Genomic DNA, 16,722 nt, shown 5'->3' with positions numbered 1-16,722 from the left:
CAGATCGATGTTGATCAAAACAGGCAAAATCGATCGTTCACCTTCGGCAAAGCAAATGCTAAAATGACCTGCTCAGAAACAGGTTTTTATCCTTTTACCAATCGAAGGCTGTCGAATGCATTTTCATGAACGGTTTGATGTAATCGTTGTTGGTGGTGGTCATGCTGGAACAGAAGCGGCGTTAGCTTCTGCCAGAATGGGCTCCAAAACACTTTTACTAACCCATAACATAGATACTTTAGGACAGATGTCCTGTAATCCAGCTATCGGCGGCATAGGTAAAGGACACCTGGTTAAAGAAATTGACGCCTTAGGCGGAGCAATGGCAATAGCTACCGACTACGCTGGAATTCAATTTAGAACATTAAATTCAAGCAAAGGTCCGGCGGTACGTGCTACGCGTGCTCAAGCAGATAGGGCACTGTATCGACACAAAATCCAAGAGATTTTGCAGCACCAACCCAACTTACGAATTTTCCAACAAGCTGTAGACGATCTTGTCGTTGAAAACGAAACCGTAGTTGGCGTAGTAACTCAAATGGGTTTAGCCTTTGAAGCACCTGCAGTTGTGTTAACAACAGGCACATTTTTAAGCGGTAAGATCCATATTGGTTTAGAGAATTACAGCGGTGGCAGAGCCGGCGATCCGCCAGCAATTGCCCTCGCCCATCGTTTACAAGAATTGCCTATTCGTGTTGGCCGATTAAAAACCGGTACACCGCCACGTATCGATGCGAACACCATAGATTTTTCTAAGATGACAGAGCAGAAAGGTGATGATCCTTTGCCAGTAATGTCATTTATTGGTGACGTTAATCAGCATCCAGAGCAGGTGTCTTGCCATATCACTCATACCAATGAGCGTACTCACGATATTATTCGTGCAGGACTTGATCGCAGCCCTATGTATTCAGGTGTAATCGAAGGTATTGGTCCGCGTTACTGCCCTTCTATCGAAGATAAAATTAACCGTTTTGCTGATAAGAATTCGCATCAGATCTTTATTGAGCCTGAAGGCTTAAATACCACAGAGATCTATCCAAATGGTATTTCGACTAGCTTACCTTTCGATGTGCAATTGAATTTAGTTCGTTCGATCAAAGGTATGGAAAATGCTGAGATCATGCGACCTGGTTACGCAATTGAGTATGATTATTTTGATCCACGAGATCTTAAAAACTCACTCGAAACTAAGACGATCAATGGTTTGTTCTTTGCTGGTCAGATCAACGGTACCACTGGCTATGAAGAAGCTGGTGCTCAAGGTTTGTTAGCTGGCATGAACGCGTCATTACAGATACAAGGAAAAGAGACTTGGTGCCCACGTCGTGATCAAGCTTATCTTGGTGTGTTAGTTGACGACTTATCAACGTTAGGGACGAAAGAACCTTACCGAATGTTTACCAGTCGCGCGGAATACCGCTTACTGCTTCGTGAAGATAATGCCGATCTACGTCTTACTGAAAAAGGCCGTGAGCTCGGACTCGTTGATGATGAACGTTGGGCTAAGTTTAGTGACAAAATGGAGTCGATCGAAACTGAATTGCAGCGTTTGCGCAGCCAGTGGATCCACCCTAGATCACCGCTTGTTGATGTATTAAACCCACACCTGAAAACACCGATTGCACGTGAAGCAACTTTTGAAGATCTATTGCGTCGTCCGGAGCTTGATTATCCAACATTGATGTCAATTGATGGCTTTGGCCCTGGTATCGATGATCAACGCGCTGCCGAGCAAGTGCAGATCCAGGTGAAATACTCGGGTTATATTCAACGTCAACAAGATGAGATCGATAAAGCGATTCGCCATGAGACAACTGGTTTACCTTTGGATCTTGATTATCAAGAGGTTCCAGGACTGTCGAATGAGGTAATAGCTAAGATGAATGAGCACAAGCCAGAAACGGTTGGCCAAGCTTCTCGTATCTCTGGTATGACACCTGCGGCAATCTCTATTTTGCTGGTTCATTTGAAAAAACGCGGTTTATTGAGAAAAAGCGCCTAAATAACCCAATATAACGCGGTTATGCACGATAAAGGGAAGCTTTGAGGCTTCCTTTCATCTTTTCGGCGCTTCATAATACCTAAGAATATCTGATTTACTTTGTTTCGAGGACACGACTAGTGTTATTTGCCCAGTTAAATGAATACATGGCTGAAGTTGGCCTAGATGCTAGCGAGCAGCAAAAAAAGCAGCTTGTTGACTTTGTTGGCATGCTTAATAAATGGAATAAGGCATTTAACCTGACTTCTGTACGTGATCCTGAGCAGATGCTAATTCGTCACATTATGGATAGCTTGGTGGTATCACCACATCTTAAAGGCTCACGTTTTATTGATGTTGGCACCGGTCCTGGTTTACCTGGGATCCCATTGGCGATCTTAAATCCTGATAAAGAGTTTGTTTTGCTTGATAGTTTAGGCAAACGAATTCGTTTTCAAAAACAGGTTCAATTTGAACTTGGGATCAACAATATTTCATCGATTGAAAGCCGCGTCGAAGCTTATCAACCTGAAGAGTTATTCGACGGTGTCTTGAGTCGTGCATTCGCCTCAATTCAGGATATGTTGCAGTGGTGTCACCATTTGCCTAAATCTGATGGCTGTTTTTATGCGTTAAAAGGTCAGCTAAGTGAAGATGAGATGGCGAACATGCCACAAGGTTTCAGAGTGACTGACACCATAGAGTTAGTGGTTCCTAAGCTAGATGAACAGCGCCATTTATTACGCGTTGTGAAGCAAGATTAATTAAAAATATATTGCCTAACAGGTAATATATCAGCTTGTTGCTGCACTGGGATTGAGTCGCTAATTTGGCGTCAAATTCTGTAACAATGCAGATTAAGCGTACTGAATAGTTGCATTCTTTCAGCGCTTCAAGCAATTTGGTAACAGTACATGCGCTAATTTCCCCCTCATTTTTAGCATCGTCAATGAGAGCGGGCCTGAATATAATAAAAGTGACTTACAGGGTGATATTGTGGGTAAAGTAATTGCCGTAGCCAACCAAAAAGGTGGTGTCGGAAAAACAACGACTTGTGTAAATCTAGCGGCTTCATTAGCGGCAACTAAGCGTCGTGTACTCTTGATCGATCTCGATCCACAAGGTAATGCGACCATGGGCAGTGGTATCGACAAGTATGAAGTCGAAAACACTGCTTATGAGTTGTTGGTTGAAGAGAAGTCTTTTGAAGAAGTTGTTTGCCGAGATACTAACGGAAAATACGATCTTATTGCGGGTAACGGCGATGTTACAGCAGCTGAAATTAAGCTGATGGAGTTTTTTGCTCGAGAGATCCGTTTGCGCAACGCCCTAGCGCCGATTAAAGATGATTATGACTTTATCTTTATTGATTGCCCGCCTTCACTCAATATGTTGACCGTTAATGCTATGTCTGCAGCTGATTCAGTATTAGTGCCAATGCAGTGTGAGTATTATGCTCTAGAAGGCTTAACGGCATTGATGGATACCATCAGCAAGTTAGGCTCTATGGTAAACCCTGGTCTGCATATAGAAGGGATCTTACGTACTATGTACGATCCGCGTAACCGTTTATCTAATGATGTGTCTGATCAACTGAAGCAGCATTTTGGTGAGAAAGTTTACCGTACTGTGATCCCAAGGAATGTTCGACTTGCTGAAGCGCCAAGTTTTGGAGCGCCAGCCATGTATTACGACAAATCGAGCGCGGGAGCAAAAGCCTACCTCGCATTGGCGGGTGAGATTATTCGCCGTGCAGAGCAATTAGATCTGGCTGAGCAAGACTAAGGAATAGAGATGACATTGAAGAAAAGAGGCTTAGGTAAAGGGCTTGACGCACTTTTGAGTACTAGCCATGCAGCCAGTAAAAGATTAGAGCCTAAAGCTAATGAAGGCGAGCAAGATATAAAGAATGATGATCTGATCACCTTAGATATTGACAGATTACAGCCGGGTAAGTATCAGCCACGCAAGGATATGTCTACCGAAGCGCTTGAAGAGCTTGCTGAGTCTATTCGAGCACAAGGGGTGATTCAACCAATTGTTGTACGTAAGGTTTCAGCTGAAGGTTATGAAATAATAGCTGGTGAGCGTCGCTGGAGGGCATCTCAGCTAGCTGGGCTGACTCAGATCCCATGTATTGTGAAACAAGTTCCTGACGAAGCAGCTGTGGCTATTGCGTTGATTGAAAACATTCAACGTGAAGATCTTAATGCGATGGAAGAAGCAATTGCTTTAAATCGTTTGATTGAAGAGTTTGAGCTTACTCATCAACAGATTGCTGATGCGGTCGGTAAATCTCGTGCGACAGTATCCAATCTACTGCGTTTAAATGGTCTTAATGAACCTGTAAAACGTATGCTTGAGTATGGCGATATTGACATGGGACATGGTCGCGCATTGCTCGCAATTGAAGGTGATGAGCAAACAAATTTGGCAAGATTAGTGGTTTCGAAAGAATTAACTGTTCGCGAAACTGAACGGTTAGTTAATAAAACCTTAAACCAAACTGAAATCGTCGAAAAACCAGCTAAAGATCACGATGTAGTCCGTCTTGAGAGCCAATTAATTGAAAGGCTAGGTGCTAAAGTTTCTCTTACCCACAATAAGAAAGGTAAAGGGAAAATGGTAATTAACTATCAAAATTTGGCTGAATTAGAGGGTATTATCAGCAAAATCCGCTAAATAAAACAAAGTTAACACTATATTATGTAACTTTGTGACATCTGTTAATCTTACTCTTTTAGACTTTTGGCGTAGATCACGCTAAAAGTCTCCTTTTTCTCCCTGTTAAACTTGCTTTGAACCCCTGAAACGGTATACTTTCGCAAGCTTTTTGTACCTCGGGTTTATACGGATATATGTAGTCCGGTCATCGAAACAGGAAGTGATAATGCGGAGAAGATAAATTGAGCAAGGTTTTAGCACGTCGTGGCCGTTGGTCAGCCTATAAATTGGTTTTGATACAGGCGGCGGTGGCTGGGAGTGTTTCAGTTTTCTTTTTCGCTCTGTGGGGAGCTCAGTATGGACTATCTGCTTTAGCAGGTGGCGCTATTGCTGTACTCCCTAATTTTGTATTCGCAACCCTCGCTTTTTCCCATACGGGAGCAAGCTCTGCAGCTAAAGTTGTTAAGACTTTTTACTGGGGGGAAGCGGTAAAGATGCTGTTAACCATAGCAATGTTTTCGTTAGTGTTTATCAATATTGAAGTTGGCTTTATGCCTCTTTTTGTTTGTTACACCTTAGCGTTAGTAGTGCATTGGACAGCTCCTTTATATTTCAAGCAAAGTTAAGTGGGATGAATCATGGCTGCAACTGGTGAAGCGTTAACACCGCAGGGCTATATCCAGCACCACCTTACCAACCTAAGTGTTGGCGAAGGCTTCTGGACATGGCACATTGATTCGTTGTTCTTTTCGGTTGGGCTTGGTGTTTTGTTCTTGTGGCTATTCCATAGCGTTGGCAAGAAAGCAACTACCGGTGTTCCCGGCAAACTTCAGTGTTTTGTCGAGATGATAGTTGAGTTCGTTGACAATAGCGTTAAGGAGACCTTCCATGGCCGCAACCCTGTTATTGCTCCGTTGGCATTAACGATTTTTGTTTGGGTATTCATGATGAACTTCATGGATATGGTTCCAGTTGACTGGATCCCTGAACTAGCGATGGCTGCTGGTATCCCTTACATGAAAGTTGTACCAACGACAGACTTAAACATTACCTTTAGTATGGCTATTGGTGTGTTCTTGCTGATTATTTATTACAGCATTAAAGTCAAAGGCGTTTCAGGTTTTGTTAAAGAACTGACCATGCAGCCTTTTAACCATTGGGCAATGATACCCGTCAACTTCCTGCTAGAAACGGTTACTTTAATCGCTAAGCCAATCTCATTGGCACTGCGTTTGTTTGGTAACTTGTATGCGGGTGAGTTGATTTTCATCCTTATTGCGTTGATGTACGGTGCTAACTGGGCGTTATCTACTCTAGGTGTAACATTACAACTAGGCTGGTTAATTTTCCATATTTTGGTTATCACTTTACAAGCGTTTATCTTCATGATGTTGACCATTGTTTACTTAAGCATGGCGCATGAAGATCATTAAGGACTGCTGTAGAAATTTTTAAACTAAATCATTAATAACAAAGATTTAGAATATTGGAGATAGAGATGGAAACTGTATTAGGCATGACAGCTATTGCTGTTGCTCTGTTGATTGGTATGGGTGCGTTAGGTACTGCTATCGGTTTCGGCCTACTAGGTGGCAAGTTCTTGGAAGGCGCTGCGCGTCAACCAGAAATGGCTCCTATGCTACAAGTTAAAATGTTCATCGTAGCGGGTCTTTTGGACGCCGTAACTATGATCGGTGTTGGTATTGCATTATTCATGCTATTTACTAACCCTCTTGGTGCAATGCTTTAATAAACGCTTCTGTCTTTAAACTTAATAGGAGGCTGTTGTGAATATCAACGCTACCCTACTCGGTCAGACGGTTGCCTTTATTATCTTCGTGTGGTTTTGCATGAAGTTTGTTTGGCCTCCTTTGATGAATGCCATCGAAGAACGCCAAAAAAGGATTGCCGACGGTCTAGCCGATGCTGACCGTGCCGTGAAAGACCTTGAGTTGGCACAGGCGAAAGCCACTGACCAACTAAAAGATGCAAAAGCGACTGCTAACGAAATTATTGAGTCTGCGAACAAACGCAAAGCTCAAATCGTTGATGAAGCTAAAGCCGAAGCTGACACTGAGCGCGCTAAAATTATCGCTCAAGGTCAAGCAGAAATTGAAGCTGAACGTAATCGCGTAAAAGAAGACTTGCGTAAGCAAGTTGCTGTACTAGCTATTGCTGGCGCAGAAAAAATTCTTGAACGTTCGATTGATGAAGCCGCCCACAGTGACATAGTTAATAAACTAGTTGCTGAACTTTAAATAAGGAGTTTGAGTTATGGCTGAAATAACCACCATCGCTCGTCCTTACGCAAAGGCAGCTTTTGACTTTGCTCTTGAACAAAACGCAATAGAAAATTGGGTAGAAATGCTTAATTTTGCTGCATTAGTTAGTGAAAACGAAACGATGCAGCCTCTATTGTCTGGCTCTTTAGCCAGTAATCAGCTTGCTGAACTCTTTATTGGAGTTTGTGGTGAGCAGATCAATGAGCAAGCTCAGAACCTGTTAAAGGTAATGGCTGAAAACGGTCGTTTAGTAGTGCTACCAGCTGTTGCTCAACTATTTGTTGAGATGCAACATGAGTATGCGAAGGAAGTTGAAGCGCAAGTCGTTTCAGCTACAGAGCTTACCTCTGAGCAACAACAGGAAATGAGCGCTTCTTTAGAGAAACGTCTAGCACGCAAAGTTAAGCTGAATTGCAGCATAGATGCCAGCCTTATTGCTGGTGTAATTATCACGGCAGGAGACCTAGTCATAGATGGCTCGGTCCGCGGAAAAATTTCGCGTCTGTCTGATACGCTGCAGTCGTAATTGGGAGTTTGAGCATGCAACTGAATTCCACTGAAATCAGCGATCTGATTAAACAGCGGATCGAGCAGTTCGAAGTCGTTAGTGAAGCTCGCAACGAAGGTACTATCGTTGCAGTAAGTGACGGCATCATCCGCATCCACGGCCTAGCCGACGTGATGCAAGGTGAAATGATCGAGCTGCCTGGTAACCGTTTTGCAATCGCGTTGAACTTAGAACGCGATTCTGTCGGTGCCGTAGTAATGGGCCCTTATGCCACTTTGGCAGAAGGCGACAAAGTTAAAACAACAGGCCGTATTTTGGAAGTACCTGTTGGCCGTGGTCTTTTAGGCCGTGTAGTCAACACGCTAGGTGAACCAATTGACGGTAAAGGACCTATCGATAGTGATGGTTTCTCTCCTGTTGAAGTAATTGCACCAGGTGTAATTGAGCGTAAGTCAGTAGACCAACCAGTACAAACTGGTTATAAAGCTGTTGACTCCATGATCCCAATCGGTCGTGGCCAGCGTGAATTGATCATTGGTGACCGTCAGATCGGTAAAACCGCTCTTGCGATCGATGCAATTATCAACCAAAAAGATTCAGGCATTAAGTGTGTATACGTAGCGGTAGGCCAAAAGGCTTCTACTATTGCTAACGTAGTACGCAAGCTTGAAGAGCACGGCGCTTTGGCGAACACCATTGTTGTTGTTGCTACAGCTTCTGAAGCTGCTGCACTACAATACTTGGCTCCATACTCTGGTTGTACAATGGGTGAATATTTCCGTGACCGCGGTGAAGACTCACTAATCGTATATGATGATCTGTCTAAGCAAGCTGTTGCTTACCGTCAGATTTCATTGTTGCTAAAACGTCCACCAGGACGTGAAGCATACCCAGGTGATGTATTCTATCTTCACTCTCGTCTGTTAGAACGTTCTTCACGTGTTAACGCCGAGTATGTTGAGAAGTTCACTAAAGGTGAAGTTAAAGGCCAAACTGGTTCTTTGACTGCTCTACCAATTATTGAAACTCAAGCTGGTGACGTATCTGCATTCGTACCGACTAACGTAATTTCGATTACCGATGGTCAGATCTTCCTTGAAACTGACCTATTTAACTCAGGGCTACGTCCTGCTGTTAACCCAGGTATTTCGGTTTCTCGTGTTGGTGGTGCGGCTCAGACTAAGATCATCAAGAAACTGTCTGGTGGTATTCGTACCGCGCTTGCACAGTATCGAGAGCTTGCAGCGTTCTCACAGTTTGCATCTGACTTAGATGATGCAACTCGTGCTCAACTTGAGCATGGTGAGCGTGTTACCGAACTAATGAAGCAAAAGCAATATGCTCCAATGAGTATTGCCGATCAGTCTGTGTCTATTTTCGCAGCTGAAAAAGGTTACTTGAAGAGTGTTGAGCTGAACAAGATCGGTGATTTCGAAGCGTCTCTGCTCTCTTTCATGAACAGTGAACATGCTGACCTAATGAAGACCATCAACGAGACTGGCAACTATAATGCCGACATCGAAGGTGAGTTGAAGGCTAGCTTGGACAAGTTCGTAGAAACCCAAACCTGGTAAAAATTAGAGGTGCCTTAGGCACCTCAGGTCCAGAATTGGAGAGTAAAGATGGCCAACGCTAAAGAGATTAAAACCAAGATCGCGAGTGTTCAAAACACTCAGAAGATCACGTCTGCAATGGAGATGGTTGCCGCGAGTAAAATGCGTAAAGCACAAGATCGCATGGCATCAAGTCGTCCATATGCAGAAAATATGCGTAAGGTGATCGGTCACGTGGCGCAAGGTTCTCTCGAATATAAGCATCCTTATTTGGAAGTGCGAGAAGCCAAGCGTGTTGGTTACATTGTAGTGTCAACCGACCGTGGTCTTTGTGGTGGTCTGAACGTTAACCTTTTCAAAAAGGTTGTCGCAGACGTGAAGAAGCAACGTGAAGCCGGTGCAGAAGTTGAATTCTGCCCAATTGGCGCACGCAGCGTACAATTCTTCAATAGCTTTGGCGGACAGGTTTCTGCTCACGCTTCAGGTTTAGGTGACGCTCCGTCGTTAACTGACTTGATCGGAACAGTACGTGTCATGCTAGAAGCATACAACGAAGGCAAGCTGGATCGTTTGTACGTAGTATTTAACAAGTTCGTTAATACTATGACTCAAACCCCAGTGATCGAGCAGCTGCTACCTTTGCCTAAGTCAGAAGAAGATGAGATTTCTCATCACTGGGACTACTTATACGAGCCAGATCCAAAAGAACTTTTGGATACATTGTTGGTTCGTTATGTGGAGTCTCAAGTTTACCAAGGTGTTGTTGAAAACATCGCATCTGAGCAAGCAGCCCGTATGGTTGCTATGAAAGCTGCGACAGACAACGCTGGTGAACTTATCAGTGACTTGGAGTTGGTCTATAACAAGGCCCGTCAGGCTGCTATTACGCAAGAACTGTCGGAAATTGTTTCAGGTGCCGCCGCCGTTTAGGCTAGGTAACGAATACAAGTTTTAGAGGATTAATCATGAGCACAGGTACTGTTGTCCAAGTAATTGGCGCGGTTGTGGACGTTGAGTTTCCACATGATGCCGTACCTCAGGTATATGACGCTCTAGAGATCAAAAGTGAAGGCTTGGTGCTGGAAGTTCAGCAACAACTAGGTGGTGGTGTAGTTCGTACCATCGCTATGGGTTCTTCAGATGGTCTGCGTCGTGGCCTTGAGGTTGTAAACTCTGGTTCACCAATTACTGTTCCGGTTGGGGAAAAAACCCTTGGCCGTATTATGAACGTATTGGGTCAACCAGTAGATGAAGCTGGCCCTATCGGTGAAGAAGATCGCTATGTGATCCACCGTGAAGCTCCTTCATACGAAGATCAGTCAAACACCACTGAACTTTTAGAGACTGGTATCAAGGTTATTGACCTTGTATGTCCATTCGCTAAGGGTGGTAAAGTTGGTTTGTTTGGTGGTGCTGGTGTTGGTAAGACCGTCAACATGATGGAACTTATTAACAACATCGCTAAAGCACACTCTGGTTTATCAGTTTTCGCTGGTGTAGGTGAGCGTACTCGTGAGGGTAACGACTTCTACTACGAGATGGAAGATTCAGGTGTTCTCGATAAAGTGGCCATGGTATATGGTCAGATGAACGAGCCTCCAGGAAACCGTCTACGTGTGGCACTAACTGGTCTAACTATGGCCGAGAAGTTCCGTGACGAAGGTAAAGATGTACTTTTCTTCGTTGATAACATCTATCGTTACACCTTGGCAGGTACTGAAGTATCTGCACTGCTAGGCCGTATGCCATCAGCAGTAGGTTACCAGCCAACATTGGCTGAAGAGATGGGTGTACTTCAGGAGCGTATTACATCGACTAAGACAGGGTCTATTACCTCTGTTCAAGCCGTATACGTACCTGCGGATGACTTAACGGATCCATCACCAGCAACAACCTTCGCTCACTTAGATGCGACTGTTGTATTGTCACGTAACATTGCTTCTCTGGGTATTTACCCAGCGGTTGACCCATTGGATTCGACTTCACGTCAGTTAGATCCACAGGTTGTTGGCCAAGAGCATTACGATGTTGCTAACGGTGTTCAAACCGTACTTCAGCGCTACAAAGAGCTGAAAGATATTATTGCGATCCTAGGTATGGATGAATTATCTGATGAAGATAAGACAACTGTATTCCGTGCTCGTAAGATTGAAAAATATCTTTCTCAGCCTTTCTTCGTTGCAGAAGTATTCACCGGTTCTCCAGGTAAGTACGTTTCTCTTAAAGACACAATCCGTGGCTTTAAGGGTATTCTAGACGGTGAGTTCGATCACCTTCCAGAGCAAGCGTTCTACATGGTTGGTTCAATCGACGAAGCCGTTGAGAAAGCTAACAAAAAATAACTTAGTACTCTGTAGCAATACAGAGACTAGTTTAAGGAGAACGGATGGCAGCCATGACAGTACAGCTTGATATTGTAAGTGCAGAAAGTAGCATCTTTTCTGGTCTTGTAGCACACCTACAAGTAACTGGTTCAGAAGGTGATCTAGGTGTTATGCCTGGTCACGCGCCTCTGCTTACACATATCAAGCCTGGCATGGCGCGCATCGTCAAGCAAGATGGAAAAGAGGAAGTGTTTTACCTTTCGGGTGGAATCCTGGAAGTACAACCTTCTTCTGTTTCAGTATTGGCTGACGTCGTTATGCGTGCCGATGATATTGACGAACAAGCCGCTGCAGAAGCGAAGCGTCGTGCAGAAACCGCTATGGCGGATGCTGGCGCCGACTTCAATTATGCAGCAGCAGCGGTTGAGCTAGCTCAAGCTGTTGCTCAGCTTCGCGTTGTCGAGACCATCAAGAAGAACATTGCCAGATAAGGTTATTGTTTGATGAAAAAAGGCGCTCACCGAAAGGTAAGCGCCTTTTTTGTATATGGCCGTAAATGTTCCATACATTTATCGGCATTTCCTCCATCCCTGGAGGTCAGAACCTTTATGTCATAGCCCATGGATGGATAGTTTTGGTATTTGTGTCTTAAAGAAGGTTAGAAGCAGGTCTTAAAAGCATTAATACTCAAACCTAGACTTAGACGTTGTAGGTCGGCATTTATGCCGTCTCATATTTGATAATATTAGAACGAGATCCAAGTAAAGTCCTCTATCCAACTAGAGTGTTCCCCTCTGGCGATTAACCTATTGCCAGAGCTCTTTTGCAGGCATATCCCTATTATTGTTAATGATGCCCCTTAGGTTCTGAAAGGCTCTTTTATGTTCTGCGCTTAGCTATTCAGTTGAATGAGCAAGAAAACCCACCAGCAAAGGTCAGTTTGTTTCTACAGTCCAAAGCAATTACTGCTGTAATACCAATTAGTATAAAGGTTTGATCGCTCAGCGAGAGTTTAGCGGCTTTGAGGTAAGGCAATGAATGAAGAGCATAGTTATTCTACGTTCAAGTTCATTAACGCAGCATCAGAGCCGCTAAAACTCGCCTTTAGGAGTGTTTTTGGCTTGCTACTTCTGCGTTGAATAAACTCATAAGGGAACAACCATTATGTCATTTATCCGCCTTGAATTAGCGTGCCAAAAACGCTCTGAGTAGATCAACTTCTTATACTGATTGGTATAATACCAAAGCGAAACCCTGGCGAGGGTTATAACATCCAGCAGATGCTAGAAATTATTATCGCTCGAGGCAATCTAGTTAAGTTCTGTGGTTGCTGTATGTACTCTCGTGACTTGGCAGAGTTAAAGGTCATCAAAGGCTGTGATGTTGCTACGATGGATGATCTTGCCCTGCGGGTTATTATCGCGATAAAACTGTTACTTTTTAATCATTACTCAATCTAGCTAGAGTCGCTTTTATGGTTGATATAGCTTAAAATCAGCGCTCAAAAATTTTATAAGCAAACATCGGCTCAAGGATTAAAAAATGGCACTGAATGTCGTGATTTTAGCAGCAGGCAAGGGAACCCGCATGCGCTCAGATCTTCCCAAAGTTCTTCATCCTATCGCTCACAAAAGCATGGTCCAACATGTTATTGATACAGCACATGAAGTGGGTAGTGATGCTATTCAGTTGGTGTATGGATACGGTGCGGATAAGTTGCAAGCTAAGCTCGGTGAGCAACAACTTAACTGGGTGTTGCAAGCTGAACAGCTAGGTACTGGACATGCTGTTGCACAAGCTAACGACAATATTAGCGACGATGATACCGTGTTAATTCTTTACGGTGATGTACCACTTATTCAGGCGTCGACCCTTGAGTCTTTACTTGCTGTTCGAGATGAGAATGGTTTAGCTATCTTAACGGTTAACCTGCCTAACCCTATGGGCTATGGACGTATTGTACGTGAAGACAATAAAGTGGTTGGTATCGTAGAGCAAAAAGATGCCAATGCCGAGCAGCTTGCTATCAGTGAAATCAACACTGGTATTATGGCGGCTCCTGGCAAGCAGCTTAAAGCGTGGTTGGGTCAGCTTTCATCAGATAATGCTCAGGGAGAGTATTATCTAACTGATATCGTAGCAATGGCTCATAAAGATGGCGTTGCGATAACCACTGCCCAACCTGAGTCGGCGGTTGAAGTTGAAGGTGCTAATAACCGCGTACAGCTAGCTCAACTTGAGCGTGCTTACCAAGCTCGCGCCGCTGAAAAATTGATGCTTGAAGGGGCTAATTTACGTGATCCCGCTCGTATCGATATTCGTGGTGACGTAAGCGTTGGTATGGATGTGATGATTGATGTCAATGTGGTGATTGAGGGGACAGTTAACATCGGTAATAACGTGACTATTGGCGCTGGCGCAATTCTCATCGATTGCGATATTGCCGACAATGCCGAAATAAAACCATACTCGATTGTTGAAAACGCTAAAGTAGGTGTTAAAGCGAGTGCAGGTCCTTTCGCTCGACTACGACCTGGCGCCGAGCTTGCAGAAGATGCGCATATCGGTAATTTCGTTGAGATGAAGAAAGCTCTCCTAGGTAAAGGGTCTAAAGCGGGGCATTTAGCTTACATTGGTGATGCGACTATCGGCTGTGGCGTTAACATTGGTGCTGGTACTATTACTTGCAACTACGATGGTGCTAATAAATTCCAGACCATTATTGAAGACAATGTCTTTGTAGGTAGTGATACTCAGCTTGTAGCCCCAATTACGATAGGTAAAGGGGCGACCTTAGGTGCAGGCTCTACCATTACTAAAGATGTTGCTGCTGATGAATTAGTTATCACACGGGTTAAGCAACGGCACATCTCTGGCTGGGCAAGGCCGGTTAAAAAAGCCAAATAATTACTAAATTAGATTAAAAAGCGACCTCTCGAGGTCGCTTTTTTGGTTTATTACGTGCAATAAGAAGCTTTAACTTTGCTGAGATAAACAATGAAAGAGGAGTTTCTATCAAACTTTAAATGAATGATACAGCTTGATTTGTTTGTGATCTTTTTGCTTTTGATGGTTACAGGTTTGTTAGTGTTGTGCGCGAGTTCACATTGACAATGTAAATACACGTAAAGAAGTATGAATAAAAACAATTCTCATTTATATTGCAGCCAATTATTAAATGTAGCTTTCATTTTTGGGGTTGGTTATGTCTTTTCAGGCGTCTTTTAAATTTTCTCGTATCGGTCTTGCCGTTGTTGCAGCTTTAGCTTCATCAACCTCTTTTGCTGAAGAAGTGACTGCCGATTCTACTGCAGCTATTGATAGTAATATCGAGCGTATAACCGTTACCGGACGTAGCTTTAACGACTATAAAATTGGTTCATCTTCAGGCGCAATGCGAGGTGACATCGATATTCTTGATACTCCTCAATCAGTAGCGGTTATTCCAGACTTTATTACTGATGAGCAATTGGCGACTAATCTTGGTGAAGTTTTAGTTAACGACTCAAGTGTGACTGGCGGTAGTGAAAAGTGGAACCGTCAAGTCTTTAGCATTCGTGGATTTGAGTTGTCATCAGGTTCAGGCTACTTGATTAATGGCCAGCAACAATGGTCGCATTACGTACAGCCGATCGAAACATTACAACAAGTTGAAGTGTTAAAAGGCCCTTCAAGCATGCTTTATGGTCAATCAGGTCCTGGTGGACTGATTAACATGGTTACCAAAAAACCAACAACTGAAACTATGTTTGATTTTGGTTTTGATACCGATGAACACGGTTCGACTCGATTCCAAATTGATGCCGGTGGTAGCCTAAATGAATCAGAAACGATTCGTTACCGTACCGTGCTTGTTAAGCAAGACACTCAGTACTGGCGTGAATACCAAGATGGTTCAAACCAAGAGCGTGATCGTTGGTTAGGCTACCTTAACCTTGAGTTTGATATTACTGACGACTTGATGTTGTCTGTTAAATACGATTATACCCAAGATAAAACAGGCATTGACCGTGGTGGTTGGTTAGACAGCAGCGGTGATTTGATTGGTGGTAGCGATATTATTTGGGATCAGCCTTGGGCATTTACTGATAATACTATCTCTAATATGGGAGCGGATTTAACTTACCACCTATCTGATGAGTGGAAAGTGAAGGCGGGTTATAACGATCAGCAGTTTAACCGCCAACGTTTAGATTCATCTCCGTCACTGATCAGTGGCTCAGAAGATCCATTTACAGACGGTTATTATGTTAGTCCATTCGATCGTTATGACGATTGGCAGCATAAAACTGGTTATGTTGATTTTACAGGTAACTTGTATACGGGTGATGTTGAGCACCAGCTACTTATTGGTGCAAACATGCTTGATTACTACTATGGTCAGTTAAAAGACTCTGGTCCAAAGAAACAAATAGTCATGCCTGGCCAACCGCTACCTAAGCCGGATCTTGATTACAACCGTGATGAAACTCTTTATGAGAGCAGCTATAAGCATTATGGCTTCTACGTTCAAGATCTCGTGACAATTACTGACGAGTGGCAAGTACTTGCTGGCGTTCGTTACGATGAACAGAAAAAAGATGGTGCTGGCAACAATAGCTATGCTGTATCGCCTAAATTTGGTGTGATTTACTCACCGGCTGAAAACGGTAGCATCTATGTTAACTACTCTAAAAGCTTCACTCCACAGGGAATAGTGAATAATGATGAAGATGCCAGCAATGGCATGAATCTAGATCCTGAGTATGGTGAGCAATATGAGATAGGTACCAAGTGGGAATTGTTTGACGGTAGCTTGCTACTAACGGGTGCAATATTTGATATTACGGTATCAAACGTTACTGTTCAGCAAGAGCTGGAAACACCTGATGCTGACGGTAATATCTACATGACGACTCAAGAAGGTGAGCAGCGTCATAAAGGTTTTGAGATGGGTGCCCAAGGTCAGATAAGTGACAAGTGGTTTATGACGGGCTCAATGATGTTCCTTGATGCTGAATACATTACTAGCGCAAATGATCGAGAAAGCTTAGACGGAATGACACCTGTTGATGCTCCTGAGTGGTCAGCAAACGTGTGGACGCGTTATGAAATGACTGACGATTTAGCACTTAACTTTGGTGCTATCTATGTGGGTGAGCGCTTCGCCAATACTAGTAACACGATTTCTAAAGATGGTTATGTCCGTTTCGACATGGGTGCCGCATACACTATGGATGTAATGGGAAGCGATGTAAGTGTACGTGTTAACGTGAAAAACCTATTCGACGTTGATTATCTAGCTGGTGGTACTAACACTGATGTTACTGTTGGTGAAGGTCGTCACTTTAGCTTAGCGTTAGAAGCTAAGTTCTAAATATTTACCTATAAACACTCAGCCTCTATCGAAAGATAGGGGCTTTTTTTT

The 16,722-nt window shown here is 43.5% G+C and carries 16 protein-coding genes; all 16 read left to right on the top strand.

All coding sequences use genetic code 11. The features are described from left to right. The first annotated feature begins 115 nt into the window (after positions 1–115). Complete coding sequence (gene mnmG, locus SWP_RS22940; protein ID WP_020915105.1) at positions 116–2,005, top strand: tRNA uridine-5-carboxymethylaminomethyl(34) synthesis enzyme MnmG; 1,890 nt, start codon at positions 116–118, stop codon at positions 2,003–2,005. 119 nt (positions 2,006–2,124) lie between these two features. Continuing rightward, on the top strand, positions 2,125–2,748 hold the full coding sequence (gene rsmG, locus SWP_RS22935; protein WP_020915104.1) for a 16S rRNA (guanine(527)-N(7))-methyltransferase RsmG: 624 nt from the start codon (positions 2,125–2,127) through the stop codon (positions 2,746–2,748). Between the two features lie 232 nt (positions 2,749–2,980). Next, positions 2,981–3,769 (top strand): ParA family protein, encoded by a 789-nt coding sequence (locus SWP_RS22930; protein WP_020915103.1) that lies wholly within the window; start codon positions 2,981–2,983, stop codon positions 3,767–3,769. Between the two features lie 9 nt (positions 3,770–3,778). Beyond that, a complete protein-coding gene (locus SWP_RS22925; RefSeq protein ID WP_020915102.1) occupies positions 3,779–4,666 on the top strand; it encodes a ParB/RepB/Spo0J family partition protein in 888 nt (295 codons plus the stop codon). Positions 4,667–4,890: 224 nt separating this feature from the next. After that, complete coding sequence (locus SWP_RS22920; RefSeq protein ID WP_020915101.1) at positions 4,891–5,274, top strand: ATP synthase subunit I; 384 nt, start codon at positions 4,891–4,893, stop codon at positions 5,272–5,274. A 12-nt stretch (positions 5,275–5,286) separates the two neighbouring features. Beyond that, positions 5,287–6,081 (top strand): F0F1 ATP synthase subunit A, encoded by a 795-nt coding sequence (gene atpB, locus SWP_RS22915; protein WP_020915100.1) that lies wholly within the window; start codon positions 5,287–5,289, stop codon positions 6,079–6,081. 65 nt (positions 6,082–6,146) lie between these two features. Further along, positions 6,147–6,398 (top strand): F0F1 ATP synthase subunit C, encoded by a 252-nt coding sequence (gene atpE, locus SWP_RS22910; protein WP_011639455.1) that lies wholly within the window; start codon positions 6,147–6,149, stop codon positions 6,396–6,398. 37 nt (positions 6,399–6,435) lie between these two features. Beyond that, complete coding sequence (gene atpF, locus SWP_RS22905) at positions 6,436–6,906, top strand: F0F1 ATP synthase subunit B (protein WP_020915099.1); 471 nt, start codon at positions 6,436–6,438, stop codon at positions 6,904–6,906. A 16-nt stretch (positions 6,907–6,922) separates the two neighbouring features. After that, positions 6,923–7,456, top strand: a complete 534-nt coding sequence (atpH, locus tag SWP_RS22900; RefSeq protein ID WP_020915098.1) for a F0F1 ATP synthase subunit delta — start codon at positions 6,923–6,925, stop codon at positions 7,454–7,456. 14 nt (positions 7,457–7,470) lie between these two features. Beyond that, entirely contained in the window at positions 7,471–9,012 is a 1,542-nt protein-coding gene (atpA, locus tag SWP_RS22895; RefSeq protein ID WP_020915097.1) for a F0F1 ATP synthase subunit alpha, read from the top strand. A 48-nt stretch (positions 9,013–9,060) separates the two neighbouring features. After that, a complete protein-coding gene (atpG, locus tag SWP_RS22890; RefSeq protein ID WP_020915096.1) occupies positions 9,061–9,921 on the top strand; it encodes a F0F1 ATP synthase subunit gamma in 861 nt (286 codons plus the stop codon). 35 nt (positions 9,922–9,956) lie between these two features. Beyond that, complete coding sequence (gene atpD / locus SWP_RS22885; protein ID WP_020915095.1) at positions 9,957–11,333, top strand: F0F1 ATP synthase subunit beta; 1,377 nt, start codon at positions 9,957–9,959, stop codon at positions 11,331–11,333. A 44-nt stretch (positions 11,334–11,377) separates the two neighbouring features. Continuing rightward, positions 11,378–11,806 carry a F0F1 ATP synthase subunit epsilon gene (locus SWP_RS22880; RefSeq protein ID WP_020915094.1) on the top strand — a complete coding sequence of 143 codons (429 nt, stop codon included), beginning with the start codon at positions 11,378–11,380 and terminating at the stop codon, positions 11,804–11,806. A 789-nt stretch (positions 11,807–12,595) separates the two neighbouring features. Further along, complete coding sequence (locus SWP_RS22875; RefSeq protein ID WP_020915091.1) at positions 12,596–12,775, top strand: hypothetical protein; 180 nt, start codon at positions 12,596–12,598, stop codon at positions 12,773–12,775. 82 nt (positions 12,776–12,857) lie between these two features. After that, positions 12,858–14,222 carry a bifunctional UDP-N-acetylglucosamine diphosphorylase/glucosamine-1-phosphate N-acetyltransferase GlmU gene (glmU, locus tag SWP_RS22870; RefSeq protein ID WP_020915090.1) on the top strand — a complete coding sequence of 455 codons (1,365 nt, stop codon included), beginning with the start codon at positions 12,858–12,860 and terminating at the stop codon, positions 14,220–14,222. A gap of 298 nt (positions 14,223–14,520) precedes the next feature. Then, a complete protein-coding gene (locus tag SWP_RS22865; protein WP_020915089.1) occupies positions 14,521–16,671 on the top strand; it encodes a TonB-dependent siderophore receptor in 2,151 nt (716 codons plus the stop codon). Positions 16,672–16,722: the final 51 nt, after the last annotated feature.

Origin of the sequence: Shewanella piezotolerans WP3, assembly GCF_000014885.1 — a bacterium.
In the GTDB taxonomy this organism is placed as follows: Bacteria; Pseudomonadota; Gammaproteobacteria; order Enterobacterales; family Shewanellaceae; genus Shewanella; species Shewanella piezotolerans.
Note: the sequence above shows the minus strand (reverse complement) of the source record. Positions and strands in the feature narration are given on the sequence as shown.

What these genes read in the sequence shown, in the direction of transcription:
- mnmG (WP_020915105.1), top strand. Translation starts at nt 116, where the DNA reads ATGCATTTTCATGAACGGTTTGATGTAATCGTTGTTGGTGGTGGTCAT.
- SWP_RS22925 (WP_020915102.1), top strand. Translation starts at nt 3,779, where the DNA reads ATGACATTGAAGAAAAGAGGCTTAGGTAAAGGGCTTGACGCACTTTTG.
- atpB (WP_020915100.1), top strand. Translation starts at nt 5,287, where the DNA reads ATGGCTGCAACTGGTGAAGCGTTAACACCGCAGGGCTATATCCAGCAC.
- atpE (WP_011639455.1), top strand. Translation starts at nt 6,147, where the DNA reads ATGGAAACTGTATTAGGCATGACAGCTATTGCTGTTGCTCTGTTGATT.
- atpH (WP_020915098.1), top strand. Translation starts at nt 6,923, where the DNA reads ATGGCTGAAATAACCACCATCGCTCGTCCTTACGCAAAGGCAGCTTTT.
- atpA (WP_020915097.1), top strand. Translation starts at nt 7,471, where the DNA reads ATGCAACTGAATTCCACTGAAATCAGCGATCTGATTAAACAGCGGATC.
- atpG (WP_020915096.1), top strand. Translation starts at nt 9,061, where the DNA reads ATGGCCAACGCTAAAGAGATTAAAACCAAGATCGCGAGTGTTCAAAAC.
- atpD (WP_020915095.1), top strand. Translation starts at nt 9,957, where the DNA reads ATGAGCACAGGTACTGTTGTCCAAGTAATTGGCGCGGTTGTGGACGTT.
- SWP_RS22880 (WP_020915094.1), top strand. Translation starts at nt 11,378, where the DNA reads ATGGCAGCCATGACAGTACAGCTTGATATTGTAAGTGCAGAAAGTAGC.
- SWP_RS22875 (WP_020915091.1), top strand. Translation starts at nt 12,596, where the DNA reads ATGCTAGAAATTATTATCGCTCGAGGCAATCTAGTTAAGTTCTGTGGT.
- glmU (WP_020915090.1), top strand. Translation starts at nt 12,858, where the DNA reads ATGGCACTGAATGTCGTGATTTTAGCAGCAGGCAAGGGAACCCGCATG.
- SWP_RS22865 (WP_020915089.1), top strand. Translation starts at nt 14,521, where the DNA reads ATGTCTTTTCAGGCGTCTTTTAAATTTTCTCGTATCGGTCTTGCCGTT.